The organism is Bradyrhizobium sp. Pha-3 (assembly GCF_042258325.1).
In the GTDB taxonomy this organism is placed as follows: Bacteria; Pseudomonadota; Alphaproteobacteria; order Rhizobiales; family Xanthobacteraceae; genus Bradyrhizobium; species Bradyrhizobium elkanii.
This window is the reverse complement of the sequence record NZ_CP170151.1, coordinates 8,489,034-8,515,416: the sequence shown is the minus strand read 5'-3', so window position 1 is coordinate 8,515,416 and position 26,383 is coordinate 8,489,034. Positions and strand designations below refer to the sequence as shown.

26 protein-coding genes and 2 tRNA genes are annotated in these 26,383 nt (G+C 64.2%); 19 read left to right on the top strand and 9 right to left on the bottom strand.

All coding sequences use genetic code 11. From position 1 onward, the window contains the following. The first annotated feature begins 150 nt into the window (after positions 1–150). Positions 151–825 carry a response regulator gene (locus ACE10X_RS40685; RefSeq protein ID WP_375763727.1) on the top strand — a complete coding sequence of 225 codons (675 nt, stop codon included), beginning with the start codon at positions 151–153 and terminating at the stop codon, positions 823–825. Positions 826–1,018: 193 nt separating this feature from the next. Next, positions 1,019–2,197: a YncE family protein gene (locus ACE10X_RS40680; protein ID WP_038384430.1), complete on the top strand. Its 1,179-nt coding sequence runs from the start codon at positions 1,019–1,021 to the stop codon at positions 2,195–2,197. A gap of 185 nt (positions 2,198–2,382) precedes the next feature. On the opposite strand, the gene ACE10X_RS40675 is transcribed toward ACE10X_RS40680, so the two are convergent. The 6 genes from ACE10X_RS40675 to ACE10X_RS40650 form a co-directional block, all read right to left on the bottom strand. Next, entirely contained in the window at positions 2,383–5,892 is a 3,510-nt protein-coding gene (locus ACE10X_RS40675) for a NahK/ErcS family hybrid sensor histidine kinase/response regulator (RefSeq protein WP_375763726.1), read from the bottom strand. A gap of 114 nt (positions 5,893–6,006) precedes the next feature. Next, a complete protein-coding gene (hemA, locus tag ACE10X_RS40670) occupies positions 6,007–7,236 on the bottom strand; it encodes a 5-aminolevulinate synthase (protein WP_028338945.1) in 1,230 nt (409 codons plus the stop codon). Between the two features lie 184 nt (positions 7,237–7,420). Beyond that, entirely contained in the window at positions 7,421–8,485 is a 1,065-nt protein-coding gene (locus tag ACE10X_RS40665; protein ID WP_026191925.1) for an MBL fold metallo-hydrolase, read from the bottom strand. 322 nt (positions 8,486–8,807) lie between these two features. Then, positions 8,808–10,952: a methyl-accepting chemotaxis protein gene (locus ACE10X_RS40660; protein ID WP_375763725.1), complete on the bottom strand. Its 2,145-nt coding sequence runs from the start codon at positions 10,950–10,952 to the stop codon at positions 8,808–8,810. A 237-nt stretch (positions 10,953–11,189) separates the two neighbouring features. Beyond that, positions 11,190–11,924: an outer membrane protein gene (locus tag ACE10X_RS40655; protein ID WP_038384428.1), complete on the bottom strand. Its 735-nt coding sequence runs from the start codon at positions 11,922–11,924 to the stop codon at positions 11,190–11,192. A 229-nt stretch (positions 11,925–12,153) separates the two neighbouring features. Beyond that, on the bottom strand, positions 12,154–12,474 hold the full coding sequence (locus ACE10X_RS40650) for a hypothetical protein (protein ID WP_028338941.1): 321 nt from the start codon (positions 12,472–12,474) through the stop codon (positions 12,154–12,156). Between the two features lie 303 nt (positions 12,475–12,777). Here ACE10X_RS40650 and ACE10X_RS40645 point away from each other — a divergent pair, with 303 nt between their 5' ends. The 3 genes from ACE10X_RS40645 to ACE10X_RS40635 all read left to right on the top strand — a co-directional run bounded on the left by ACE10X_RS40645 (position 12,778) and on the right by ACE10X_RS40635 (position 13,774). Then, complete coding sequence (locus ACE10X_RS40645; protein WP_276325853.1) at positions 12,778–12,903, top strand: hypothetical protein; 126 nt, start codon at positions 12,778–12,780, stop codon at positions 12,901–12,903. 319 nt (positions 12,904–13,222) lie between these two features. After that, entirely contained in the window at positions 13,223–13,564 is a 342-nt protein-coding gene (locus ACE10X_RS40640) for a hypothetical protein (RefSeq protein WP_157787954.1), read from the top strand. 54 nt (positions 13,565–13,618) lie between these two features. Next, the gene (locus ACE10X_RS40635; protein WP_157787953.1) at positions 13,619–13,774 is read left to right on the top strand and encodes a hypothetical protein; all 156 of its coding nucleotides are present in this window, start codon (positions 13,619–13,621) and stop codon (positions 13,772–13,774) included. A gap of 466 nt (positions 13,775–14,240) precedes the next feature. Here ACE10X_RS40635 and ACE10X_RS40630 read toward each other — a convergent pair. Next, a tRNA-Thr gene (locus tag ACE10X_RS40630) sits at positions 14,241–14,315 on the bottom strand. A gap of 101 nt (positions 14,316–14,416) precedes the next feature. On the opposite strand from ACE10X_RS40630, the gene ACE10X_RS40625 reads away from it, so the two are divergent. The 12 genes from ACE10X_RS40625 to ACE10X_RS40570 all read left to right on the top strand — a co-directional run bounded on the left by ACE10X_RS40625 (position 14,417) and on the right by ACE10X_RS40570 (position 23,666). Further along, on the top strand, positions 14,417–14,824 hold the full coding sequence (locus ACE10X_RS40625; protein WP_375763724.1) for a hypothetical protein: 408 nt from the start codon (positions 14,417–14,419) through the stop codon (positions 14,822–14,824). Positions 14,825–14,861: 37 nt separating this feature from the next. Continuing rightward, complete coding sequence (locus ACE10X_RS40620; RefSeq protein ID WP_051002961.1) at positions 14,862–16,559, top strand: cyclic nucleotide-binding domain-containing thioredoxin-disulfide reductase; 1,698 nt, start codon at positions 14,862–14,864, stop codon at positions 16,557–16,559. A 191-nt stretch (positions 16,560–16,750) separates the two neighbouring features. Next, positions 16,751–17,059: a UBP-type zinc finger domain-containing protein gene (locus ACE10X_RS40615; RefSeq protein ID WP_304557322.1), complete on the top strand. Its 309-nt coding sequence runs from the start codon at positions 16,751–16,753 to the stop codon at positions 17,057–17,059. 180 nt (positions 17,060–17,239) lie between these two features. After that, on the top strand, positions 17,240–17,740 hold the full coding sequence (locus ACE10X_RS40610; RefSeq protein ID WP_038384422.1) for a hypothetical protein: 501 nt from the start codon (positions 17,240–17,242) through the stop codon (positions 17,738–17,740). Positions 17,741–17,866: 126 nt separating this feature from the next. Beyond that, a complete protein-coding gene (locus ACE10X_RS40605; RefSeq protein WP_018269045.1) occupies positions 17,867–18,691 on the top strand; it encodes an alpha/beta fold hydrolase in 825 nt (274 codons plus the stop codon). A 301-nt stretch (positions 18,692–18,992) separates the two neighbouring features. After that, the gene (locus ACE10X_RS40600; protein ID WP_038384416.1) at positions 18,993–19,421 is read left to right on the top strand and encodes a DUF2948 family protein; all 429 of its coding nucleotides are present in this window, start codon (positions 18,993–18,995) and stop codon (positions 19,419–19,421) included. 212 nt (positions 19,422–19,633) lie between these two features. Next, the gene (hisD, locus tag ACE10X_RS40595) at positions 19,634–20,929 is read left to right on the top strand and encodes a histidinol dehydrogenase (protein WP_038384415.1); all 1,296 of its coding nucleotides are present in this window, start codon (positions 19,634–19,636) and stop codon (positions 20,927–20,929) included. After that, positions 20,926–21,432 carry a UPF0262 family protein gene (locus ACE10X_RS40590; protein ID WP_016841326.1) on the top strand — a complete coding sequence of 169 codons (507 nt, stop codon included), beginning with the start codon at positions 20,926–20,928 and terminating at the stop codon, positions 21,430–21,432. The genes hisD and ACE10X_RS40590 overlap by 4 nt, the downstream gene beginning before the upstream one ends. A gap of 54 nt (positions 21,433–21,486) precedes the next feature. Further along, positions 21,487–21,951 (top strand): low molecular weight phosphatase family protein, encoded by a 465-nt coding sequence (locus tag ACE10X_RS40585; RefSeq protein WP_038384414.1) that lies wholly within the window; start codon positions 21,487–21,489, stop codon positions 21,949–21,951. A gap of 198 nt (positions 21,952–22,149) precedes the next feature. Further along, the gene (locus tag ACE10X_RS40580) at positions 22,150–22,779 is read left to right on the top strand and encodes a Maf-like protein (RefSeq protein WP_018269043.1); all 630 of its coding nucleotides are present in this window, start codon (positions 22,150–22,152) and stop codon (positions 22,777–22,779) included. 489 nt (positions 22,780–23,268) lie between these two features. Then, complete coding sequence (yacG, locus tag ACE10X_RS40575; RefSeq protein WP_028333712.1) at positions 23,269–23,451, top strand: DNA gyrase inhibitor YacG; 183 nt, start codon at positions 23,269–23,271, stop codon at positions 23,449–23,451. 139 nt (positions 23,452–23,590) lie between these two features. Continuing rightward, positions 23,591–23,666, top strand: a tRNA-Phe gene (locus tag ACE10X_RS40570). 326 nt (positions 23,667–23,992) lie between these two features. Here the strand turns inward: ACE10X_RS40570 and ACE10X_RS40565 are convergent. Beyond that, complete coding sequence (locus tag ACE10X_RS40565) at positions 23,993–24,592, bottom strand: PepSY domain-containing protein (RefSeq protein WP_038387459.1); 600 nt, start codon at positions 24,590–24,592, stop codon at positions 23,993–23,995. A gap of 651 nt (positions 24,593–25,243) precedes the next feature. Beyond that, positions 25,244–25,453, bottom strand: coding sequence for a hypothetical protein (locus ACE10X_RS40560; protein ID WP_038387484.1), 210 nt, complete (start codon positions 25,451–25,453; stop codon positions 25,244–25,246). Between the two features lie 120 nt (positions 25,454–25,573). On the opposite strand from ACE10X_RS40560, the gene ACE10X_RS40555 reads away from it, so the two are divergent. Both ACE10X_RS40555 and ACE10X_RS40550 read left to right on the top strand, forming a co-directional pair. Then, the gene (locus ACE10X_RS40555) at positions 25,574–25,915 is read left to right on the top strand and encodes a hypothetical protein (protein WP_375763723.1); all 342 of its coding nucleotides are present in this window, start codon (positions 25,574–25,576) and stop codon (positions 25,913–25,915) included. A gap of 4 nt (positions 25,916–25,919) precedes the next feature. Continuing rightward, positions 25,920–26,357, top strand: coding sequence for a hypothetical protein (locus tag ACE10X_RS40550; protein ID WP_375763722.1), 438 nt, complete (start codon positions 25,920–25,922; stop codon positions 26,355–26,357). Positions 26,358–26,383: the final 26 nt, after the last annotated feature.

Genomic DNA, 26,383 nt, shown 5'->3' with positions numbered 1-26,383 from the left:
TGGAACGCCTCCGGAGGCGTCTATTGCGGCGCACAAGCTGCGCGGGTTAACCGCGTTGGCATCTGGTATTATCAAGCGCTTGCGTGATACTGCCGCGCGGGCGAAAACCGAGCGACGCGGGTTTGCCTAAAGCCCGCTTGTGGGACTGAGATGACTGCTCCTGCCAATACTCATCTTGTCATCGCCGACGACCATCCGCTGTTCCGCGACGCGTTGCGTCAGGCGGTGTCGAGCGTCGTGAGATCGGCCACGATCAGCGAGGCCGGATCGTTCGAGGACCTGACCGCGCTGTTGGAGCGGGACTCCGAGGTCGACCTGATTCTGCTCGATCTGAGCATGCCGGGGATCAGCGGCTTCTCCGGCCTGATCTATCTGCGGGCGCAATACCCTGCGATCCCGGTCGTCATCGTCTCCGCCAGTGACGATGCCGGAACCATCCGCCGCTCGCTCGACTTCGGCGCCTCCGGCTTCATCCCCAAGCGCTTCGGCGTCGAGACGTTGCGGGATGCCATCATGAAGGTGATGGAGGGTGACGTCTGGGTGCCGCCGGACACCGATCTGTCGGCGGCCGGCGATCCCGACATGACGCGGCTGCGCGACCGGTTGGTCACGCTGACCCCGCAGCAGGTGCGGGTGCTGATGATGCTGTCCGAGGGGCTGCTCAACAAGCAGATCGCCTATGAGCTCGGCGTCTCCGAAGCCACCATCAAGGCGCATGTCTCGGCGATCCTGCAGAAGCTCGGCGTCGAAAGCCGCACCCAAGCCGTGATCGCCGCCGCCAAGATCGCCGGCGGCCAGTGGCGCCAGGGCACGCCGCCGACGTAGTCCCGAGCAACTCCAGCTGTGATTGCCGGGCTCGGGCCACGGCATTGCGAGCCGACGGGTGGCGCGAGAGCGCGCCCGATGGCACGCTTCCGCGAAGCCCTCCAGATCCCATTCAAACTGCGCATCGGTCGAAAACCGAGTATCCTGTCCGGCATCGGCCCGTGAGAGGCCGCGTGCTTTTGGGGAGAACGCCATGATTTCCGTCACTCGCGTCGCCGGACTATCTCTGGCTGCGGCAATCCTTCTCGGTACCAGCTCTTTCAATTGCGCTCAGGCCAAGCCGTTGATGATCGTCGGCCTGGACGAGAAGCTGCTGTGGGACGACGACGGCAAGCCGGTGCTGTCAGCGCCCGGCAAGGATCAAGTGCTGATCGTCGATCTCGCCGATCCCGAGAACCCGAAGATTGCGGCTTCTCTCCCGTTGAAGAATTCGGTAGTCGGCCCCCCGGTCAACGTCGCGATCGATCCGACCGGAACGGTGGCGCTGGTCGCGGATTCGGTCGACGTGGTGAAGGAAGGCGACGCTCTGAAGCAGGTGCCGGATAACAAGATCTATGTGATCGATCTCAAGGCGACCCCGCCCAAGCTGGCAGCGACCATTGCCGGCGGAAAGCAGCCATCAGGCTTGAGCTTCAGTCCCGATGGCAAGATGGCGTTGGTTGCCAACCGCGGGGACAATTCGATCAGCGTACTTTCGGTCAACGGCACTGACGTCAAGATCACCGACACGATACCGATGCCTGACAGTGTCGCACATGTCGCGTTCGCGCCAGACGGCAAGCACGCGCTGGTCGCGCGTTTTCCCGGGCACAAGATATCGGTGCTCGATATCGCCGGCGACAAAGTCACCTACACCAAGATAGACCTGCCAACCGGCCAATGGCCTTACAACGTCGCAGTGACCCCGAACAGCAAGATCGCGTTGACGTCGGACAATGGCAACTCAGGCGCGTCGGACGGCAGCGTCGACACGGCCAGCGTCATCGATCTCGAAGCGAAGCCGCCGCGCATCATCGATCGCGTGGTGGTCGGCGATGGACCGGAGGGGCTTGGCGTCAGTCCGAAGGGGGATCTCGCAGTCTCGGTGATCCTGCGCGGCTCGAACATGAAGAATGCGTTCTTCCACGAGAAGAACGGCAGCGTCTCGGTCCTGAAGATCGACGGCAAGAAAGTGACCAAGACCGGAGATATCGAAGTCGGCGGACTGCCTGAGGCCGCGGTGTTCACGCCTGACGGAAAATACATCCTGGTCGGGAACTACCTCAGCCAGGATTTCTCGATCCTCAAGGTCGACGGAACTAACGTTACCGATACAGGCAAGCGCTTTCAGGTGCCAGGGCACCCGGCGTCGGCCGGAATGGGGCCGAACTAAACCGACACCTGGCGATCTTGCTGGAGCATGTGATTTTCGGTTGAGCCGGCCACTCCGCAGGCTCGCTTCACCTCTCGCGCTTGCGGGCGGGAGCGCCGTGTCCTTGCGGCGCCTTCATGATGCGATTCGATCCAATCGCATCATGATCCAAAGCGAGATGCGCGCCCGGATTGCGCCGCCCCGCGCTACTCCGCCGCCACCATCTGCTGGGTGCGCCATTGTCCGAGCAGGGCGCGCAGCGAGGCGGGTTTCACCGGCTTGTTCAGCACCGCGATGTTTTCCTCCCGCGCGGCGGCGCGCACCGCGGGGCTGCGGTCGGCGGTGATCAGGATCGCCGGAATGCCGTCGCCGAAGCGGCGGCGGATCTCGCGGATCGCGGCGACGCCGTTGCCGCGGTCGAGATGGTAGTCGACCAGCACGCCGGTGACGCGGCCGCCGGCGGCCTCGATCGCGCTGATCGCGCCGTCGGCGTCGAGCACCGCGATCACCTCGGCGTCCCACGCCGTCAGCAGCGTCTTCATGCCGTCGAGAATGGCGGGATCGTTCTCGATGCAGACGATCAGCGAGCCGCTCATCGGCGTCTTCGACAGCGGCGTGGCGGTGGTGACCGCCGCGGTATGGTTGACGGCGGTTGCGACCGGCACGGTGACCGAGAACGCCGAGCCGCCGCTGACATTGGCCGAGATCGCGATGCGGTGGTTGAGCACGCGTGCCAGCCGCTCGACGATCGACAGGCCGAGGCCGAGGCCGCGCGCGATCCGGGCGCCCTGCTCGAGACGATGAAACTCCTTGAAGATCTCGCCGCGCTTCTGCACGGGAATGCCGACGCCGGTGTCGAAGATGCTGATCTGGAGCGTGGCGCCGCGGCGGCGGCAACCGATCAGGACGCGGCCGCGCGGGGTATATTTGATCGCGTTGGAGATGAAGTTCTGCAGCAGCCGGCGCAGCAGCGAGCGGTCGGATTCGACCGGCAGCGAGCAGGCCACGAAGCGCAGGTCGAGGCCCTTGTCGCGGGCGATCGGCATGAACTCGATCTCCAGCGAGCGCATCAGGTCGGCCATCCGGAAGCTCGTGATCGCCGGCGTCATGGCGCCTGCGTCGAGCCTGGAAATGTCGAGCAGCGCGCCCAGGATGTCCTCGATCGCCTCGAGCGAGTCGTCGATGTTCTCGACCAGGCGGGAATCCTCGCCGCCGTTCTGGCGCTCGACCAGGCTCGTGACATAGAGGCGCGCCGCATTGAGCGGTTGCAGGATGTCGTGGCTGGCGGCCGCCAGGAAGCGCGTCTTGGAGGCGTTGGCGTCTTCCGCGATGCCCTTGGCGAGCGCGAGCTCAGAGTTCAGCCGCGTCAGCTCCTCGGTGCGGTCGCGCACCCGCTTTTCCAGCGTCGCGTTGGCGCGCTCCAGCGCCTCTGCCGCCTCGAAGCTCGGCGTGACGTCGGAGAAGGTGATGACGAGCCCGCCGCCCGGCATGCGGTTGGCGCGGACCTCGATCACGAGATGGCGGTCGGTGAAGCGTTCCAGATAGGGCTCGCCCTCGGTGGTGTAGGCGCGCAGCCGCAGTTGCAGCAGGCTGTCGCTGTCACCGGCCGGCGGCGGACTGATCGCGCCCATGAATTCGAGGATCTCGGGCAAGGGTATGCCGAGCTGCACCAAGTGCGGCGGCAACGCGAGCAATTCGGAGAACTGGCGATTGGAGCAGATCAGCTGCAGATCGGCGTCGAACACCGCGATGCCCTGGCGCACGTGATTGAGCGCGGTCTGCAGGATCTCGCGGTTGAAGTGCAGGGCGGCGTGGGAATCGTCGAGCAGTTTCAGCGCGGCCTTGGCCGACACCGTGCGCCGTTGCAGCAGCAGCGACATCACGAGGCGCGAGGACGCCGCCCCGATCGAGGAGGCGATCAACCGCTCGGCATGCTGCAGCAGCTCGAAATCGGCCGGCGCCGACGCCAGCAGCACGATGTTGCGGTCGACGGCGAAGGAGGCGAAGGCCTCGCGGGTGCGGTCGGGACCGAGATATTGCGTCACCGTGCTCTGGATGTCCTCCACCGTCACCGTGGTGCGCCAGCGCCGGAAACTGGGCGCGATCGGGGCCAGCGCGTTGGGGACGAACACGTCGGCCTGCAACAGCTCGATCGAGGACGGCGCGCGCGCCAGCGAGAACAGCACATAGGTGAGGATGTTGAGCGCAAGGCTCCACAGCACGCCGTGCAGCAGCGGCGGCAGGTCGGCGCCGAACAGCGCCTGCGGCCGCAGCGCCTCGATCCCGAACGGCCCGTGCTGCAGCAGCATCATGCCGGCGGTCGAGGTTTCCAGGAAGCTCGGGATGAACAGCGTGTAGAGCCACGTCGCGAAGCCGACCAGCATGCCCGCCATGGCGCCGCGGGCGGTGGCTCTGCGCCAGAACAGGCCGCCGAAGAACGCCGGCGCCAGCTGGGTGATCGCGGCAAACGACAACAGGCCGATCGCGACCAGCTGGGTGTTGCCGAGCGCGCGATAGTAGAAATACGCCAGCACCATGATGGCGAAGATCGAGAAGCGGCGCGCCTTCAGCAGGAAATCGCCAAAGTCCTTCTGGCCGGCGCTGGCGTCGTCGCTGCGCGGCAAGACCAGCGGCAGCACGATGTCGTTGGAGACCATGATCGACAGCGCGACGCATTCGACGATCACCATCGCGGTCGCGGCCGACAGCCCGCCGACGAACACGGCGAGGCTGAGCAATTGCGAATTGCCCTCGATCGGCAGCGCCAGCACGAACATGTCGGCATCGACCGCGCCGAACGGGAAGATGACGAGGCCGGCGATCGCGATCGGAATCACGAACAGGTTGATGGCGATGAGATAGAGCGGGAACAGCCAGCGCGCCCGGGTGACTTCGGCGGGCGTCGAATTCTCGACCACGCTGACATGGAACTGGCGCGGCAGCAGCATGACCGCGCAGAACGACAGCAGCGTCATGATCAGGAAATTGCCGATCGACGGCACATATTCGATCGCGCGCACCGCCTCCGGCGTCTTCAGGGCGCGCTCGTAGAGCTCGACCGGAGAGAACATCCAGAAGGTGACGAAGGCGCCGGCGGCGATGAAGGCGACCAGCTTGACGATGGACTCGGCCGCGATCGCCAGGATCAGGCCGTGCTGGTGCTCGGTCGCGTCGGTGTGGCGGGTGCCGAACAGCACCGCGAACACTGCCATCGCCAGCGTCACCATCAGCGCGATGTCGCCGATCACGGGGATTTTCGAGAACGCCTGGTCCTCGCTCAGGATGGTCTCCAGCGACGCCGCCACCGCCTTCAGCTGCAGCGCGATGTAGGGCACCGAGCCGATGATCGCGATCAGCGCCACGGTCGCCGCCACCGCCTGGCTCTTGCCGTAGCGCGCAGCGATGAAGTCGGCGATCGAGGTGATGTTCTGCGACTTGGCGAGCGCGATCACCCGGCGCAGCAGCGGCGTGCACAGTCCGACCATCACGATCGGGCCGACATAGATCGCCAGGAAGTCGATGCTGGTGCGGGTGGCGAAGCCGACCGAGCCGAAGAAGGTCCAGGAGGTGCAGTAGATCGCCAGCGACAGCGGATAGATCCACTGGCTGGCACGGCCGCGCTCGCCCGGCGACGTGCGGTCGCCGCGGCTGGCAATGAAGAACAACAATCCGATGTAGGCGAACGCCGTGGCGATTACGCCCCAGTCGTGCAGCATCGCTGCTTATCTCCGTCCAGGCCGGGAAAGGGGCCGGATACCGGATTATATAACGCAAAGGGCCGGCCGCGCGATGCACGGCCGGCCCAAATTCGGGGTCGGAAACGAATAGGGTTACTCGGCGGCCAGCGACTTCTGGCGCAGCGGCAGGCCGAGCCGGTCCCAGACCTGGAGCAGCGCCTCGGCCAGCGCGTCGATCAGGCCGTCGTCATGGTAGGGCGACGGCGTGATGCGCAGCCGCTCGGTGCCCTTGGCGACCGTCGGATAGTTGATCGGCTGGATATAGATGCCGTGGTCCTCGAGCAGCAGGTCGGAGGCGCGCTTGCACTTCTCGGGATCGCCGACGAACAGCGGCACGATGTGGGTGTCGCTCGACATGACAGGCAGGCCGGCGGCGGTCAGGATCGCCTTGGTGCGGGCGGCGCGGTCCTGGTGGCGCTCGCGCTCCCAGTTCGAGGTCTTCAGGTGCCGGATCGCAGCCGTCGCGGCGGAGCAGATCGCCGGCGGCAGCGCGGTGGTGAAGATGAAGCCCGGCGCATAGGAGCGCACCGCGTCGATGACCTCGGCGCGGCCTGCAATGTAGCCGCCGAGGCAGCCGAACGCTTTTGCCAGCGTGCCCTCGACGATATCGATCCGGTGCATCACGCCGTCGCGCTCGGCGATGCCGCCGCCGCGCGGGCCGTACATGCCGACCGCATGCACTTCGTCGAGATAGGTCATGGCGCCGTATTGCTCGGCGAGATCGCAGATCTTGCCGAGCGGCGCGACGTCGCCGTCCATCGAATAAAGGCTCTCGCAGACGATCAGCTTCGGCCGGTCGGGACCGGCGGCGATCAGGAGCTCCTCGAGATGCGCGACGTCGTTGTGGCGGAAGATCTGGCGCTCGCAGCCGGCCTGGCGCACGCCCTCGATCATCGAATTGTGGTTCAGCGCGTCCGAAAGGATCAGGCAGTTCGGGATCAGCTTGGCGAGCGTCGAGATGCCGGTCTGGTTCGAGACATAGCCCGAGGTGAACAGCAGCGAGGCTTCCTTGCCGTGGAGGTCGGCGAGTTCCGCCTCGAGCTGCACCAGCGGGTGATGGGTGCCCGCGATGTTGCGGGTGCCGCCGGCGCCGGTGCCGACCCGGGTTGCGGTCTCGACCATGGCGCCGACCACCTTGGGGTGCTGGCCCATGCCGAGATAGTCGTTGGAGCACCAGATCACGACGTTGCGGCTGCCCTTCGGCGAATGCCAGGTCGCGTGCGGGAAGCGTCCCGCGATCCGCTCGAGGTCGGCGAACACCCGGTAGCGCCGTTCGTCGTGCAGGCGGTTGAGGGCGGCATTGAAGAACTGGCTGTAATCCATCGGCAAACCCAGAAAGCGGAACCTGACCGGAATGATTGCTTCTTCTTAGAGCTTTTCCAGCTCTAATGTCCATGCATTGACCCACATCTGGGCATGCGCCGCAGTTGGGCAAATTGCCCTAGCCGGGGCCGTTCGGCTTGATTTCGGTCAAATCGCCGGGCGATGCCTTGCCGCCCGGCCGCGTTCAGGTCGTCTTGAAGCGCAGCATGCCGTCGGCGTGCATCTCGGCCGTCAGGCGGCCCTCGACCAGCATGTAGTTGACATGGGCGACCAGCTCGCCGGCGGCAAAGCCCATCTGGTGCTCGTCCAGCACGTGCTTGTGGAACACCACGGGCACCAGCTCCTTGGAGGTCTGCGGCACCTCGCGGCAGGCCTCGGCGATCAGCCGGCAGCGCTCCTCATGGTGATCGGCGAGCTGCTTGATCCGGGTCTTCAGCCCGTAGAACGGCACGCCGTGGCCGGGCAGCACCATCACGTCGTAAGGCAGGGTGGTGGTCAGGCTCGCCAGCGACGCCAGATATTCGCCGAGCGAGTTCTGCTCGGGCTCGACCGCCCAGACGCTGACATTGGGCGAGATCTTGCTCAGCACCTGGTCGGCGGACAGGAACAGCTTGTCGGCCGCGCAATACAGCATCACCTGGTCGAGCGCGTGGCCGCCGCCGGTGATCACCTTGAAGCGCCGCGTGCCGATCACGACCTCGTCGCCATGGGTGAGGCGATGATAGGACGGCGGCAGCACCGAGACGCGCTTCAAATAGTCCTGGCCGCGGCCGAGCAGCTTCTCGGTCAGGTCCTCGTCCATGCCGTGGCGGCGGAAGAACAGCCGCTGCGCGTTGCGCCGCTCCTCGGTGCCGCGGTTCTGGTGATAGACCGACTGCAGATATTCCACCTGCGACATGAACAGCGGGCAGCCGAAGCGCTCGGTGATCCAGCCGGCGAGACCGACATGGTCGGGGTGCGAATGCGTCACGATCAGGCGGGTGACCTTGACGTGCTTCAGCGGTCCCTCGAACAGCGTGGTCCAGGCTGCGATCGATTCCTCATTGCCGAAGCCGGCGTCCACCATGGTCCAGCCGTCGCCGTCGGCGAGCAGATAGATGTTCACATGGTTGAGGCGGAACGGCAGCTTCAGCCGCGCCCACAGCACGCCGGGAGCCACCTCCACGACCTGGTCGTGGCCGGGATGGTTCTCCCAGGGGTATCGCAGTGCCTCTGCCGAGGAGTGCACGGGGTCGGTCTTCGTATGCATGCTACCGGCTTAGCGGCACACGGGCCGCCGCGCCAGCCGAAAAATCAGATAGTCGTCCGGAGAATACGCTGGGAAGTCGCCGGAATTCCGTAGCCCGGATGAAGCGAAGCGCAATCCGGGACGGGTCACTTTGTCAAACCTCCCCTTGAAAAGGGGAGGTCGCTTTGCTCGCAGAGCAAAGCGGGTGGGGATCTGCTCTCTCCGCATAGAGCGTCGCCTGCGGCTGACCCCCATCCCGACCTTCCCCCTTTCAGGGGGAAGGGGAAGACAAACCCCGGTCCCGGATTTCGCTGCGCTCCATCCGGGCTACGGAATATCGCTGCTACGCCGCGCGGATGTTCGACAGGAAGCCGTCGATTTCCGAGCGCAGCACGTCGGCCTCGCGGCGCAGCGCGTCGGAGGCGCTCAGCACCTCGCCGGCCGCAGAGCCGGCCTCGGCCGAGGCGGTGGAGACGCCGACGATGTTGCTCGACACCTCGCTGGTGCCGCCCGCCGCATGCTGGATGTTGCGGGCGATCTCGCGGGTCGCCGCGCCCTGCTGCTCGACCGCGGCGGCGATCGCGGTGGTGACGTCGTTGATCTCGCCGATCGTGCTCGAGATGTTGCGGATGGCGGAGACGGCCGTGGTCGTCACCTCCTGCATGCTGACGATCTGCTGGCGGATTTCCTCGGTCGCCTTGGCGGTCTGGCTCGCGAGGTTCTTCACCTCGGAGGCGACCACGGCAAAGCCGCGGCCGGCCTCGCCGGCGCGCGCCGCCTCGATGGTGGCGTTGAGCGCGAGCAGATTGGTTTGCGAGGCGATGGTCTGGATCAGGTCGACCACGACGCTGATGCGTGCGGCATTGTCGGCGAGCCCCTGCATCGTGCTGTCGGTGGCGCTGGCTTCCTCCACCGCCTTGCGGGCGATCTCCGCCGAGGTGACGACCTGGCGGCCGATCTCCTGGATCGAGGACGACAGCTCCTCGGTGCCGGCCGACACCGTCTGCACATTGACCGAGGTTTCCTCGGCGGCCGACGCGACGGCGTTGACCAGCGCGCTCGACTGGTCGGCGGTCGCCGACATGCTCTGCGCGGTCGACTGCATCGAGTTCGCCGCGGTCTGCAGGCTTCCGAGCGCGCTGCGGACGTTGGATTCGAACGTGACGATCTGCGCTTCCATGCGCGAGGCGCGCTCGGCCTTGGCGCTGCGGTCCTTGTTCTGGTTTTCCGTGAGCTCGCGGCTCTCGACCATGCTCTCGCGGAACACCTGCAGCGCGTCGGCCATGACGGCGATCTCGTCGCGCTGGCGGCTCTGCGGGATCTCGGTGTCGAGGTCGCCGTCGGACAACAGCTGCATCGAGCGCTGCAGGCCGCGGATGCGGCGCAGGATGTTGCGTCCGACATAGAGCCAGACGAACAGGAACGAGCCGACCAGCGTCAGGGCGCCGAGGCCGATCATCACCATGGTCGCGAGCGAGATCTGCTGCCGGGCCTGGAAGGTCGAACTGTCGGTCTCCTTCTGCACCGCGTCGACCAGCTGCTGGATGCTGATGCCGAGCCCGACATTGAGCTTGCGCGTCTCTTCCAGGATGGTCTGGCCGTAGTCGATCGCGTCGAGCTCCTTCTGGCGGATCTTGAACACGCCGGTCTTGCCTTCGCCGAGCACGAGCAGCCTCGAGGCGGTGTCGCGCACCGCAACGATCGCGGGATTGTTCGGCAGGTCCTCGAGGTTGGACTTGACGCGTTCGCGCCCGGCCTTGAACTCGGCCTCGATCGCGTCGAGCGTTTCGCTGGAATTGGCCGACAGCGCCGCGGTCATGTCGGCGGCCATCAGATTGCCGGCGGCGAGCACGTTGCTGATCTGGCCGACGGTGCGGGCAGCTTCAGTGGCGTCGTCCGCGGACACCTCGGCCGCGGCGAGGATGGCGTTGAGGCGGGTCTGCGCGTCGAGCATCGCGGGACTTGCGGCGGAGACGAACGCCGCCTGCGCCTTGCGCAGCGCATTGTACTGCTTGTCGCGCAGCGCGCCGACCTCGAGCCGCTCGCGCGCCGCCGAGATCAGGCTCTTGGTCGCCTCGTCGGTGTTCTTGACGTTCTCCTGCAGCGCGCTGACCACGGATTTGTCGGCGCCGAGCTCGATGATCTCGCCAAGCTTGGCGTTGGTGAGCCGCGCGACGTCCTGCACCTTCTTGGTGCGATCGTTCAGCGCGTCCTCGCTCTGCACGGCGAGCAGGCCGGGACCTTGCGCCGAGAGCGAAGCGCTTTGCGCGGCAAGTTGCAGGCTCGCGGCAAGCCGCGGAATGTCGCGGCCAGAGAGATCGGTCATGGTGCCGCCGAGCTGATGCAGCACGATGCCGGCGCCTGCGCTGATCACCAGCGCCATGCCTGCGATGACAGCGAACGCTGCGAACAGGCTGCCCCTGACGCCCATCTGCGGCAGATGGATACGCTTGAGATTTGGTTTGCCGAGCTTGAACCGAAACGCCATTGCCCCCGTGCCCCCTGGCCCACTACCTTGGCCACTACTCTTGGATGTTTCCCCGGCGCGGGAGTATCGGTGCGGCCGGTTAACAAAATCGGGAAAATTGCGATGATCTGCAGGATTTTTCAGGGTTGGCGCGCATCGCCGCCATGTTGGTTCGCTGTGCGGAATCGATGCTCGCGATATGACGCAAAAAGGCCGGCGTGAGCCGGCCTTTTCCACTATCGGTTGTGGACAGTATTCTCAGTAGCGGCCGTAGGCGGGGCCGCCGAGATTGAATCGGTAGTTGAGGCCCGCCTTCACGGTGTGCTCGTCATTGTGGAAGCTGCCGACCGGCACCAGCGCACCCGGCGCGGTGAAGCGGCTGTCGCCGAAGTCGTAGTACTGGTACTCGACCTTGGCCGACCAGTTCGGCGCGAACATGTATTCGGCGCCGCCGCCGATGGTCCAGCCGTTGCTGTGGTTGTCGCTGAGCGCGAAGCCGACCAGCGCGCCGCCGAGCGTCACCGTTTCGTTGTTGTCGGAATAGGCGTAACCGCCCTTCACATAGATCAGGCCGGGGCCCCAGGTGTAGCCGACGCGGCCGGTGATCGAGCCGATGCCGCGCTGGTTATTGTTGTAGACGTAGCCGCCGGGGAAGATCGCGTTGAGCTGGTGGCCGCCGACCCAGGAATACTGGCCTTCGACGCCGATCACCCACATCGGCGACAGCTGCCAGTCGTAGCCGCCCTGCACGCCGCCCATGAAGCGGGCGTCGGAGTCCGACAGCGCGAGGCCGTTGAAGTTGTTGTTCTGGGAGAACACGCCGCCGAGATGGCCGCCGAGATAGAAGCCGGTCCAGTTGTAGAGCGGAGCGGCGTAAACAGGCGCGGGCGCCTTCTGATAGTAGCCACGGTTGAAATCGGCTGCGTTGGCGGTCGCGCCAAAGGCAGCGACGGCAGCCGCGGCGGCTGCGGTTGCGAGCAGGAACGTCTTCATGGGGGCAGTCTCCGGACAAGTCATGAGGCGCAGCGTGAATGGCGCCATCCATGGCGGATGGGTTAGACCGCATTTGAATAAAATGCAGTCACCCGAATGCTGCCCGGAGCGTTAAGTCGCAGCCTTTGCGGCGAAACGTTTTGTTGTGCCTAACGAACGCTTAAGGTGGAATGAAGCAAGGCTTAACGCGGTGCGCGCGGCGCGCATTTCCCGTTAACCAAGCCGTCGGCTAGGCCAGTCGCTTGCGCACGTCGTCGCGCATCTGCTCGCGGAACGCCTGGCGACGCGCGGCACGATCCCTGACCGGAACGTCGTGGCGATCGAACACGTCGAACTTCTCCAGGATCGGATAGTGCTCGCTCGCCATCGCCAGCACGCGCAGCAGGGCGGCAACCTTCGGGGTCGGGCCGGTGACTTCCCACCTGCGCAACTTCTCGGCGCCGCCGGCGGCCGATAGCCCACACAGCTTCGCCATATCAGCCGCCGTCAGCTCGCGGCCGAGCGCCTCGCCGAGATGTTCGCGCAATTTCTTCAGTTCTGGGCCGGTCACGCTGGGTCCGCTCCGCGATGGCAAAATGTGAAGTGAGTCACATGACGTGCTCGAGGTGCGGGCTATACACCGCGCATGCGACTTCTAGAGCATGATCCGGAAAAGTGCGAAGCGGTTTTCCGAAAAGATCATGCTCAAACAAAGAGCTAAAGCGCGATGACGATTCAACCTAATCTCATCGCGCTTCAGAGCCTTTTCCGTTCCGATTGAATCGAAACGGGGGTCTGGATTCTTGTTTTGACGCGTTTTCATCACGCGAAGGGGTACCCGCTTCGCTCGAAAACGCTTCTGACGGAAACCATCATGCACGGCCTCATCGAAAGCCTCAGCCCCGAACACGATCAGATCGATTGGAAATGGGTCGGCAGTGTGTTCGCGTTCTACGTCGTGCTGACGATCGGCGGGATGGGCGCGCTGCTGGCGCATTGAATCCAGCGCATGCGGGCGCACCGCGTGCCTGCGATTGCCATTGTTTGCGAATATCCTGGTGCTGCTAGACAGGATTGAGCTGTCGACCTCTCCGTTACCAATGGACGGTGCGCCTAGTTCTTAATTCCTTGGTATTACGTGATTTTTTTGGCGTCGTTCTCGTGGTGCCCCAGATTTGCGCGGATCGCCGACAGCACTCTAAAGTTCATCGACTAACCTTTTAGTTGTGCTGCCGAATCAGTTGAGAATTACTATTTGGACTCCGCGCATTCGTCGAGTTGGGTTTTGTCCGGTCACCTTCGGAGGTTGAGAGTATTTGATGACGACATCGTCGATATATGTAGGATTTAGGCTCGACTCTAAGTTGAAAAGAGCCGGAGGGTTTTATTTCTCAGAGAAGCGTCAGGCAGTTGAGGAATGGATTGCCAACGGTGGGAAGCGTCCCGGCAAGAAAACCAATGAGAAAAAACGTCGTGAACAGCTGGCTGAAACCGTAGCGGCCGAGGAGGAGAGCCCGACAGAGCCCTCGTCGAAATTAGACTCGTTTGAGGCGCTGACCGAGCGTTTTCTCCACTCAATGAACCAGTTTGAGCAACTAATACCCACTACTTTACGAACTGTTGATTCGTACGCGTTACGAGCTTGCTCAAGTGATGCTTGAATTTGGCCTGTCCCTAAAGAAACATGGAACGGAAGAGATCCGGAAAATGTGGTCGTGAACTTGGCCATCGCGACTAAAGGTTTGGGCAATCGGGGCGCGGCCATAGATATTCTCGAGAACGAAGATTGGTCGGCTTCAGGCGACAAGTTCAAGATATGCGTCGCTGCGGTCAAAGACGAGATTGATCTAGTCGTTCAATGCCTGCCGTAGGTTGCTGCATCCGGTGATGTTGGACCATTCGATTTTCGTGACTGGCCGGCCTTCAACTCGGTCAGAGGGGACGAAAGATTCGTAAAGGCGTTTGAAGCGGCCTTCAAAGAGCCATTTGTCTCGGATCGATCATCTTCGGATGAACTGCTCCGTCCTGAAAGTGAAGTTTCGACGGCTTTTGGCAGCGGCGACGCACCCAAAAAAGCCGAGCCTGTAGTAAAAGCAGTGAAACGCTCCCAAGATAAGAAAATGGAGAAGAGCAAGCTCCAGCCGAAGCGTGCTACTAAGAGGTAACGAGGCGCACGACTGGCCTCAGTCAGGCTAGTCGCTTTCTCGGAACTTGAGCAGGTCGTCTTCGATCGTTTCCAACCAGATGGGCAATGATTGCTCGGAGTGCTCTAGGCTAGAGCTGAGCTGGAACAGCAAGCACAGCGCTCTGCCCGCGGCTTTCGTTGGGTAAAGTTCCTGGTGCTGCCAGACAGGATTGAACTGTCGACCTCTCCATTACCAATGGAGTGCTCTACCACTGAGCTACGGCAGCATGCCCGGGAAAAATTGAATCGGCCCCAAGGGCCCGTCCAAGCGGGCGGTTCTTGCCACAGGCCTCCCTTTGGCGCAAGCGAAACAGCGCCCCTGTCGCCCTTGAAATCGGCAGAAATCGACGGCCTCGCCGATGATTTTGGCCAATTCGGCCGATTTCGGCCGGATTGGGTTCCCGATCTCGCCGAAACCATCCCGATCCGCGCTTGCCGCCGAATCATATCGCCGCAACTGGCCGACCGGGCAGGGTGCGCGGGCATCCGCCATTGGCTATGCTCGCCTCGCGCCGGTCGGCGGCGGTTCGAGAGTTTTGCAATGACAGGCGATCAGGACAAGGGCGGCGGGCAGGCCGGAGCCCGCGTGAAGGATTCACGACAGGATCGTCTCAAGCTGGCGCTGCGCGAAAACCTGAAGCGGCGGAAATCGCAGGCGCGCGGTCGCGAGGATGTGGCTTCCGAACCAGCCGATGGCTCGCTAGATGACGCCGGCGGAAACGAGCCGCGCCGTTAACCCGGTTCGTACTGTTATAAGGAAGCGGGTCGCCGAGATGGCTGTAGACGAGACGACGATCGATCGGCTGAGCGCAACCGCCTACGCGTTCCCGCGCCATGAGCAGACCTTTCCGACCCTGACCGCGCACGAGATCGAGCGGATGCGGCGCTTCGGCGAGCCGCGGTCATACAAGGACGGCGAGGCGCTGTTCGAGACCGGCAAGCCCGGGCCGGGCATGTTCGTGGTGCTGTCGGGGAGCGTTTCGATCACCCAGCGTGACGGCCTTGGCCATGTCGCGCCTGTTATCGACCAGGGACCGGGCCAGTTTCTCGCCGAGATAGGCCAGCTCTCCGGCCGCCCGGCGCTGGTCGACGGCCATGCCGACGGGGTGGTCGAGACGCTGCTGCTGCCGCCCGACCGGCTGCGCGCGCTTTTGGTTGCCGAGGCCGATCTCGGCGAACGCATCATGCGCGCGCTGATCCTGCGCCGCGTCAGCCTGATCCAGGGCGGCGCCGGCGGGCCGGTGCTGATCGGCCCGGCCTCGGTCGGCAACATGGCGTCGCTGCAGAATTTCTTGGCGCGCAACGGCCAGCCGCACCACTTCCTCGACCCCGAGACCGACAAGGATGCCGCCGACCTCGTCGCGCGCTATTCGCCGACGCGCGCCGAGCTGCCGCTGGTGGTCTGTCCCAACGGCACGGTGCTGCGCAATCCGTCCGAGACCGCGCTCGCGATGGCGCTGGGCATGATCGGCAACAGCGCGCATGAAAAACTCTACGATGTCGCCGTGGTCGGCAGCGGCCCGGCCGGGCTTGCCACCGCGGTCTATGCGGCGTCGGAGGGACTATCGGTCGCGGTGTTCGATTCCCGCGCCTTCGGCGGCCAGGCCGGCGCCAGCATGCGCATCGAAAACTATCTGGGTTTTCCGACCGGCATCTCCGGCCAAGCGCTGGCGGGGCGCGCCTTCAACCAGGCGCAAAAATTTGGCGCCGAGATGCTGATCCCGGTCTCGATCAAATCGCTCGACTGCACGAAAGCGTCCGGCGCATTCGTGCTCGACACCGCCTGCGGGCATACGCTACGCGCGAAATCCGTGGTGGTCGCCAGTGGGGCGCGCTATCGCCGGCCCGAGATCGACAATCTCGATGCCTTTGAAGGCCGCGGCGTCTGGTACTGGGCCTCGCCGATCGAGGCGCGGCTCTGCGCTCAGCAGGATGTCGTGCTGGTCGGCGGCGGCAACTCCGCGGGGCAGGCGGCGGTGTACCTGTCGGCGCATGCCCGCAGGGTCAACATGATGATCCGCGGCGGCGGGCTCGGAGCCAGCATGTCGCGCTATTTGATCGAGCGCATCGAGGCGACGCCGAACATCGAATTGATGTTCAATACCGAGGTGATCGGGCTCGACGGCACCGAGACGCTGCAGCGGGTGCGCTGGCGCAGCCGGCTCGCGCCCGACGAGTTCACCATGGATATCCGCAATCTCTTTTTGTTTGTCGGCGCCGATCCGGCGACCGGCTGGCTCGAGGGCTGCGGGGTGCAGGTCGACCGCGGCGGCTTCGTGATGACCGGCGTGCAGACCGGCGAGGGCGCGCGCGCCGTGCCGCTGCTCGAGACCACGGTGCCCGGCGTGTTCGCGGTCGGCGACGTCCGCTCCGGATCGGTCAAGCGCGTCGGCGGCGCGATCGGCGAGGGCGCGCAGGTCGTCGCCGCTCTGCACGGCTATCTCGCTGACGCGGGCAGTCCGACGCTGTAAGTACGATTGATGCGGCAAAAAGTACGATTGATGCGGCAAACGCAAACGTTTCCCCGTCATCCTGAGGTGCGAGCGGAGCGAGCCTCGAAGGATGAATCGGCCAGAGTGCGGCCGTGCATCCTTCGAGACGCGCGTTCCGCGCTCCTCAGGATGACGGGTTAGAGAGGCGCACAAGGTAAGAGGCCGAAAAAATGACAAAAGGCTGCACCCATATCGCCGGCATCCAGGACGTCACGCCGAGCGCGCTCGGCTGCGAGGAATGCCTGAAGAGCGGCAGCCGCTGGCTGCATTTGCGCATCTGCCGGACCTGCGGCCATGTCGGCTGCTGCGACGATTCGCCGAACCGGCATGCGACGGCGCATTTCCACACCACCGGCCATCCCGTGATCGAGGGCTACGATCCGCCGGAAGGCTGGGGCTGGTGCTATGTCGACGAGGTGCTGTTCGACCTGTCGAAGCGCAAGACGCCGCATAACGGACCGATCCCGCGCTATGATTGATTCAGCTTCGCACAGGGCGCACGATGCCGCATCGTGTGACATACGTGCGAAAATTTTCAGCAATCGCAGGCGCCGGCAAAATTTTAGATGAGATGTCGGCCGTCCTGCCATCGAAGCATGTAGCAATTTTCCGTCACGCATCGTAACCTTGCATGCGGGTCTCAGCGGGGAGTGCGCCACATGACGACATTGGTGCTTGTGCACGTCATTATCAGCCTGATTGCAATCGTCGCCGGTGTGCTCGTGATGTTCGGCCTGCTCGGCTCGCGCGCGATGCCTGGGCTGACCGCGATCTTCCTCGTGCTCACGATTCTGACCAGCGCCACCGGCTTCGTGATCCCGCCTTTGGTGACCGAGAAGCTGCTGCCGTCGCATATCATCGGCGGGCTTTCGCTGGTGCTGCTCTCGATCGCCTGTATTGCGCTGTATGCGATGCAGCTCAAGGGCGCCTGGCGTCCGATCTATATCGTGACTGCGATGGTCTCGCTCTATCTCAACGTCTTCGTGCTGGTCATCCAGAGCTTCCTCAAGGTGCCGGCGTTGCAGGCGCTGGCGCCGGCGGTGCCGCCGAACCCGCCGTCCGGGCCGGTGTTTGCGGCGGTGCAGGGCATCGTGCTGGTGTTCTTCGTCCTGGTGACCATCGGCGCCTGGCGCCGGTTCAGGCCGGTCACGTTCGCCTGATCTGACGCGCGCGACATCATTTCGCGGCGACACGCGGCATAAAACACGATGCACGATCGTGCGGCGTCGGGCGCTCATGCCTGTCGCGCCGAGAACCGACACATTTGGCAGAAGAGGAGCGATCAAATGCCCACCATCACCACCAAAGACGGCGTCGAGATCTTCTACAAGGATTGGGGCTCGGGGCAGCCGATCGTGTTCAGCCATGGCTGGCCGCTGTCGTCGGACGACTGGGACGCGCAGATGCTGTTCTTCGTCGGGCACGGCTTTCGCGTCGTCGCCCACGACCGCCGCGGCCATGGCCGCTCCGCCCAGGTCGCCGACGGTCATGACATGGATCACTATGCCGACGACCTCGCTTCCGTCACCGCGCATCTCGACCTGAAGAACGCCGTCCATGTCGGCCATTCCACAGGCGGCGGCGAGGTGGTGCACTACATCGCCCGCCACGGCGAGAGCCGGGTGGCGAAGGCGGCGATCCTGAGCGCGGTGCCGCCGTTGATGGTGCAGACGGCGAACAATCCCGGCGGCCTGCCGAAGTCGGTGTTCGACGGCTTGCAGGCCCAGCTCGCCGCCAATCGCTCGCAATTCTACCGCGACCTGCCGGCCGGGCCGTTCTACGGCTACAACCGGCCCGGCGCAAAACCGTCGGAAGCCGTGATCCAGAACTGGTGGCGGCAGGGCATGATGGGTGGCGCCAAGGCGCATTACGACGGTATCGTCGCGTTCTCGCAGACCGACTTCACCGAGGATCTGAAGAAGATCAACGTGCCGGTGTTGGTGATGCATGGCGACGACGACCAGATCGTGCCCTACGCCGACTCCGCCCCGCTCTCGGCCAAGCTTCTGAAGAACGGCACGCTGAAGACCTACAAGGGTTTTCCGCACGGCATGCCGACGACGGAGGCCGAGACGATCAACAAGGATCTGCTGGCGTTCATCAAGGGCTGAGGCGCGGGGCTGCGTCTGCACCGCGCCGGCCTAACGCGTCCTCGGCGAACAGGGTTCGCTCTGGACGTCCACGAACTCGTCATGCCCGGGCTTGTCCCGGGCATCCACGTCTTGGCGCTACGTGAAGAAAGGCGTGGATGACCGGGTCACGCCCGGCCATGACGATATGTTGGAACTCCGTCGACGCTGTATGCGACTGCCGGGCGGCGAAGGTGCCGTTTGGGTGGAGCCGGTTCCTCCCAGCACGAATTCCATTGGCCGTCTGGTACCTCCCGGGCCGCGAGGCGTTATAACCACCGTCATGTCCCCACCCGCGCCGCTGAAACTAATCGCCCTCGATGCCGATGACCTCGCGGTCATCTCGGCCCATGTGCAGGACGCCCGCGTCCAGCCCTCCGACATCGTCTGGCGCCAGGACGAGAAACGCCTCGTGGTCGGCCTGAACCGGCTGGACTGGGAGCAGACCCTGTCGGGCGGCACCTGCTCGCGCCGGCTGATCGCCGCGCTGAGGTTCGACCGGGTGCTGGCATGCAAGTCGCGCAATATCGACCTAGAGGCCCCGGAAGCCACCCTGGAACTGCTCGGGATCGAGTTCTATGCCTCCGACCCGCCGGGCGGCAGCGCGCTCTTGATGTTCGGCCATGGCGGAGCGCTGCGGCTGGATGTCGAGTGCCTGGAATGCGAATTGACCGATCTCGGCACCGACGATCTCGGCGTGGCGCCGCATTAATTTCCGTTGTCCCGGCGCAGGCCGGGACCCATTACCCCGAATGCCGGTCGTTGAGGGGGGCTGGGGCCCCCATCGCGACCAAAATCCGCATCGGTGGTTATGGGTCCCGGCCTTCGCCGGGACGACGGCGGATTGTGTGTTTTGCAAGGGTTGACGGCCATTATCCGCCGCGCCATTGAGCAGGGACCCGAATTCCTCCTAAGAAAGCCGTCATGCCCGTTCGCCTGGACCGACAGAGCGCCGATTTCGAGCAGCGATTCCGCGATTTCCTGGCGGCCAAGCGCGAGGTGTCGGCCGACGTCGAGCGCGCCACCCGCGCGATCGTCGACGACGTGGCGGCCCGCGGCGATGCGGCGCTGCTGGAGGCGACCAAAAAATTCGACCGGCTCGATATCGACGCGGCCGGCCTGCGCATTACGGCAGCCGAGATCGACGCCGCGGTTGCGGCCTGCGACCCCAAGACCGTCGAGGCCCTGAGGTTCGCGCGCGACCGGATCGAGACCTTTCACCGCCGCCAGTTGCCGAAGGACGAGCGCTTCACCGATGCCGCCGGCGTCGAGCTCGGCTGGCGCTGGAGCGCGGTCGATGCGGTCGGGCTCTATGTGCCCGGCGGTACCGCGGCCTATCCGTCCTCGGTGCTGATGAACGCAGTGCCGGCCAAGGTCGCCGGCGTGCCGCGCGTGGTGATGGTGGTGCCGGCGCCGGACGGCAAGCTCAATCCGCTGGTGCTCGCGGCCGCCCATCTCGGCGGCGTCTCGGAAATCTACCGCGTCGGCGGCGCCCAGGCGGTCGCGGCGCTGGCCTACGGCACCGCGACGATCGCGCCGGTCGCCAAGATCGTCGGCCCCGGCAACGCCTATGTTGCCGCGGCAAAACGGCTGGTATTCGGCAAGGTCGGCATCGACATGATCGCCGGTCCCTCCGAGGTGCTGGTCATCGCCGACGACACCGGCAATGCCGACTGGATCGCGGCCGATCTCCTGGCGCAGGCCGAGCATGACGTCAGCGCGCAGTCGATCCTGATCACCGACAGTGCACGGCTCGCCGCCGACGTCGAGCGCGCGGTCGAGGCGCAAATGGCGACCTTGCCGCGCGCCGAGATCGCCCGCACCTCGTGGAACGATTTCGGTGCCGTGATCAAGGTGGCAAAACTCGACGACGCGGTCGAGCTCGCCAATGCGATCGCGGCCGAGCATCTTGAGATCATGACGGCGGACGCCGAGGGCCTGTCGAACAAGGTCCGCAACGCCGGGGCGATCTTCCTTGGGGCCCATACCCCGGAGGCGATCGGCGATTATGTCGGCGGCTCCAACCATGTGCTGCCGACCGCGCGCTCGGCGCGGTTCTCGTCGGGCCTCGGGGTGCTTGACTTCATGAAGCGAACCTCGATCCTGCGGTGCGGGCCGGATCAGCTCCGTGCACTCGGGCCCGCCGCGATGACGCTCGGCCAGGCCGAGGGTCTCGATGCCCATTCACGTTCCGTCGGATTGCGCCTCAACCTCTCATGAACAAGCCACCAGACGACGAGGATTCCAACAATCGCATCGTCGCGGTGACGCTCGACGAGGAATCGATCGGCCGTTCCGGGCCCGATATCGAGCATGAGCGCGCGATCGCGATCTACGATTTGATCGAGCAGAACCTGTTCGCGCCCGAGGGCGCCGCCGGGCCGGGGCCCTACACCCTGCATATCGCGATCACCGGCAACCGGCTGATGTTCGATATCCGCAAGGAGGATGGCGCGCCGGTGGTCGCGCATCTGTTGTCGCTGACCCCGTTCCGACGCGTCGTGAAGGACTACTTCATGATCTGCGACAGCTACTATCAGGCGATCCGGACCGCGACGCCGGACAAGATCGAGGCGATCGACATGGGCCGCCGCGGCATCCACGACGAGGGCTCGCGCACGCTGCAGGAGCGGCTCAAGGGCAAGGTGCGCGTCGATTTCGAGACCGCGCGGCGGCTGTTCACGCTGATCACTGTGCTGCACTGGAAGGGTGAAGGCGCATGATCGGTGAAGCGGTGATTGACGGGGGCGTACCCCGATCGAAAAAAGCCTGATCGCATGGAAGCGCCGCGCGCGCGCAACCCCCAGGCCGTGTTGTTCGCATGCGGCCTGAACAGCGTGCGGTCGCCGATGGCCGAAAGCCTGCTGCAGCAGATGTTTCCGCAAGGCCTCTATGTGCGCTCGGCCGGGGTGAGGAAGGGTGAGCTCGATCCGTTCGCGGTCGCCGTCATGGCCGAGCTCGGCCAGGACATTTCCGGCCACAAGCCGCAAACCTTCGAGGAACTCGAGGACTGGGAGGGGCTGAACTTCGATCTCATCATCACGTTGGCTCCCGAAGCCCATCACAAGGCGCTCGACCTCACCCGCACGCTCGCGGCCGATGTCGAATACTGGCCCACCGTCGATCCGACCGGCACCGAGGGCTCGCGCGAGCAGAAGCTGGCCGCCTATCGCGAGGTCTGCGACGGCCTGTTGCTGCGCATTCGCCGCCGCTTTGCCAAGGCCGGCGCGGCAAACCTGTAAGGCTCGGTGTGGCGAGGGGACCAGCATGTTCCGTTTCGCAGAACCGCCGCTTGTCGCCAGACTGACAAACAGCTGTGCTTATGGGGCCTTGTCTCCAGGCGGGGGCGCGATTCGCGGCCGGTTCCAAGGTTGTGCATCCATGCCCCATCCGATAGGTTCCGCCCGCGTCCGTCCCCCCGATTCAGCCCAAAAGCCCGCATGCTAGGCCGTCCCAAATTCGTTCTTGCTTCCGGTTCGCCGCGGCGGCTGGCCCTGCTCAACCAGGCCGGCATCGAGCCCGATGCGCTGCGCCCGGCCGATGTCGACGAGACCCCGCGGCGGGGCGAGTTGCCGCGCGCCTGCGCCAACCGCCTGGCGCGCGCCAAGGCCGACGCCGCGCTGAAATCGGTGCATCTCGACGACGACCTGCGCGGCTCCTTCATCATTGCCGCCGACACCGTGGTGGCGGTCGGCCGCCGCATCCTGCCCAAGGCCAATCTGGTCGACGAGGCCGCGCAGTGCCTGCGGCTGCTGTCGGGTCGCAATCACCGCGTCTACACCGCGATCTGCGTGGTGACGCCGCGCGAGGCATTCCGTCAGCGCCTGGTCGAAACGCGCGTGCGCTTCAAGCGGCTCAGCGAGGACGACATCCAGGCCTATATCGGCTCCGGCGAATGGCGCGGCAAAGCCGGCGGCTACGCGGTGCAGGGCATCGCCGGATCGTTCGTGGTCAAGATGGTCGGCTCCTACACCAATGTGGTCGGCCTGCCGCTCTACGAGACCGTGACCTTGCTAGGCGGCGAGGGCTTTCCGATCCGCCACGGCTGGCTCAACTCCGTCGCGGTGTGAGGTATCCACTTTCGTGCGGCGACGTCAGTCCACCTCTCCCGCTTGGGGAGAGGTCGTATCGCATCGAAGATGCGATACGGGCGGGGCCTCTTTCCTCCTGAACGACTCGCGGTGAGACCCCCCACCCCAACTGCTGCACATCGTCATGGCCTGGCTATGGAACGAGGCCGATAGCCGGACGCGATAGCTTGCCGCAGGGTGCGCTGCCAAAATATCGAAAACAACCCCATGCAAAGGTGCCGGCGGCTGCCGGGCTTCGACACGGCAACTTGACTCGTCGGGCAAATCAGCGGCATTCTTCCATTATCCAGAAATCGCGGAAACGCCCCTCGCTCCGAGGCTATCGCCCTGCGCTTGCGGGCGAGGTCGACGTCTCGAGCCACGAGGCCAAGCACCTGCGCGGCCGGCGAAGACGCATATGCGATTGCCCTACCCGTAAGAGGGAGCGCAGCGGAACATGCAGCAGATGATGTAAACTCCGTCCCAGCCATGACTGACCAAGCCCGAACACCCCCGGCCACCCCGCGCGCCTGCCCGATCTGCGGCAAGCCCGTCGAGCAGGCCTTCCGCCCGTTCTGCTCGGCACGCTGCCGCGACGTCGACCTCAACCGCTGGCTGACCGGCCGCTATGTCGTCCCAGGCCGCGAGGACGACGCGGAGGACCCGGAATAGCCAAGATTTCCCAACAAGTTGGGGAAAGAATGCCGGGCGGGCTCGCCGCGCCGAAGGCTTTGGCGAAGGCGGGTGGACACGACGCTCCGACCTCTCTATAAACCGCCCGCTCGCTCCGGCCTTTTGGCCCCGCGGGTATGCCCAGGTAGCTCAGTTGGTAGAGCATGCGACTGAAAATCGCAGTGTCGGTGGTTCGATCCCGCCCCTGGGCACCAAAGCTACGATATTCTGCGATGTTCTACGACATTGTACGATGCGGAGCTTGGTTACCTGGCGAGGCCTTCATTCGCGGAATGCATGATTATGGAACGACCGCTCATTGCGCAAAGCGACCATTCCAAATGGCGGCTGCGCTGGGCTGGCCGAAGACTGAAGCTGTCGTTCGAAAGGCCGTCAAAGGAAGGCGAACGAAAGGTGGGTAACGTGGGACTTCGAGAAGTGGTCGCACGGAGCAACGCGTCACGTAGCGCTTCTGATCTCTAAAACATCGGATCGCGGTGAGAGCGATCTGGCTCATCGGTTCAAACCTGCGTCGCCTAGACTAGCGGGGAGTTGCGCCTTGCTTACCGACTCTGGGCGGTTCGAGCGTGACCTCCTTCAAGCGATCACCACTGGCGACGACGACCACGAAGTTGAGCTTGCCATCCTGCTTCATCAGACCTCCGGCGAGAGCGCTTCCCTCTGCAGCTTTCTCGGCGATGCGTACGGCGTCCGACAGCTCTTGCTCAACAGACTTCAGGGCAATGATATTGCCCAGATCGTCTCGGTCGAGCTCCCTCAGCGATGACGAAACTTCCTTCTCTGTCACGCTGCCGGTATTCGCATCTATGACATTTTCCCAAAGTCGCTCATTGCCTACCGTCCGCACGCGATAAATGGCCGGACCGGAAATCTCAAGACTGACATCCGCGGTCCTCGAACCGTCATGTAAATGCTCGGCGATCGCTACCGCCCGACTGAGTGGTATTTTTATGGTGCGAAATTGCTCGATCAGGCGACGTATCGCCGCCTCATCGGCATCGCCTTGGGCGGCTACGCCCCTATTTGCGGCGTCCAAAGGTGAGTGGGTGACGTCGGCTCTCGTGCCCGTAGCAGCAAGCGTGGACAAAACGATAATCGCTAACAATCGCTTCTTCGACATGAGGTAAATCCCGTGGCTATCCGTGAAAAACTGATCGGTGGTCTTATGGGTGTGCGAGGGTCCACGACGGGCCCTATCGACACGAACCTTGCCTCAGTGAAGCGCACCATTCGGGTGTGGTATCGAAACTCGAATGCCGACCAGGTCGCCGCCGCTCCCCGGACCGAGTGTGTGCGAAATTGCGTCGTGGTTCCGAGGCAAGCCCGACTGGCCTCGTGCTTGAGTCGGCTTGATCGGACACTCCCGGATCTAACTGCGCCAACGTTTCGCGGACATGGGTCGGGATTGCGGGGCTACCGTCACTCGCATCGGCTTGCTCGGATATTGACGCGGGCGGCCGTCGTACGGCATCGGCCGCATCCGAGGTAAGCGGTGAGGGGACTGCAATTTTCCTGTCCGGGAGAATGGGGAAACCCGGCTGGCTGGTATCGATGATAACTGCTTCCGGTCCCTTCAGCTCGGAGGCGATCCGGATCGGCGGAAGCGTAGAGTGCGATTCGATGAGCTTGTTTGGCGAGGGCGCGGGCAGCAGGGAATTGGCTGCAAAGAGCAGCACAAGCAATGCTCCGCCGACCCACATAAAGTAACCCCGCACGGGAGCTTGAGTATCGACTGAGCCGCGCGCACGCATTGACAAGACGGATGTTCTGCTCACAGCGCCGGGCTCCCGCGCTGAAGTCCCCTCGGCGCGATCCCGGATCGCCCACCGACGAACGCGTGCAACCCGGCGAGCAACGCTATCGTAACGCCCAGCAGCAGGCTCAGGGCCACGAGGGAGAGAGCCACGACCAGGTTCAGAGATGCGAGCGCAAGCCCGGGCCATGGATTTTCCTTCGCGAGCGACCACAAAAGTGTTGACATTCTCGGCTCCATAAATACACTAAACCGTATAGTTCATATACATCCCGAACCGCGGGGTGTGTCAAGAGCGAAGACTCACAAGCTCGTGTTCAGGCAGTTCGACGGGCGGGGAATCGGAGCATGACGCTGCGTTTCCCGTTCGAAAGCGCGATGCCTCAGCAGAAGAAGGGAATCTGTATGTTCAAGCGCACATTCATTGTCATGCTGGCGGCATTGCTCGGCAACGCGACTGCCTTTGCTCAGGAGAACCGCGGCACTCCCGAACAGAGGGCCGCATGCGCGCCTGACGCTTTCCGGCTGTGCCTTAGCTTCATCCCCGACGCCACGAATGTGGAGGCCTGTCTCCGGCAAAGAGAGTCAGCTCTGAGTGATGCTTGCAGAGCCGTCTTTGACCGCGCTGCGGAAGCTGCTTCGGTCAGGAGTATTGGGGCGCCCCGCCGCGGCGCGAGAGATGAGGACTGATCGCATGAACACGATTTATGCACCCGCCTTCGCCGCATTTGGAGGCTCGGCCTTCGGAGCGATCTCCACGATCGTGACTGGATGGGTGACACGACGCCGCAAGCTTCGTGAGCGTCATAATGCCCGGTCGATTTCCAAGCGCGAGCGGCTCTATCGGAGTTTCATCGAGGAAGCCTCCCGTCTCTATGCCGAGGCGCTCGTCAGCGACAGGTCCGAGATTCCGCAACTGGTTAATCTGTACGCGCTTGTCGGGCGGATGAGGATTCTCTCTAGCGATGAGGTGGTTCAAGCCGCAGAGCGGGCAGGTCGCCTGATCGTCGAAACCTACCTTTCGCCGAACCCCGAACTGGTCGATTTGCCCGAGCTCATGGAGGAGATGGATCCCTTGCGTCACTTCGGCGAAACTTGCCGGCGTGAATTACATTCGATCGCATCTCGCTGAGGTTGCAAGCGATGCAGGAGCGGATG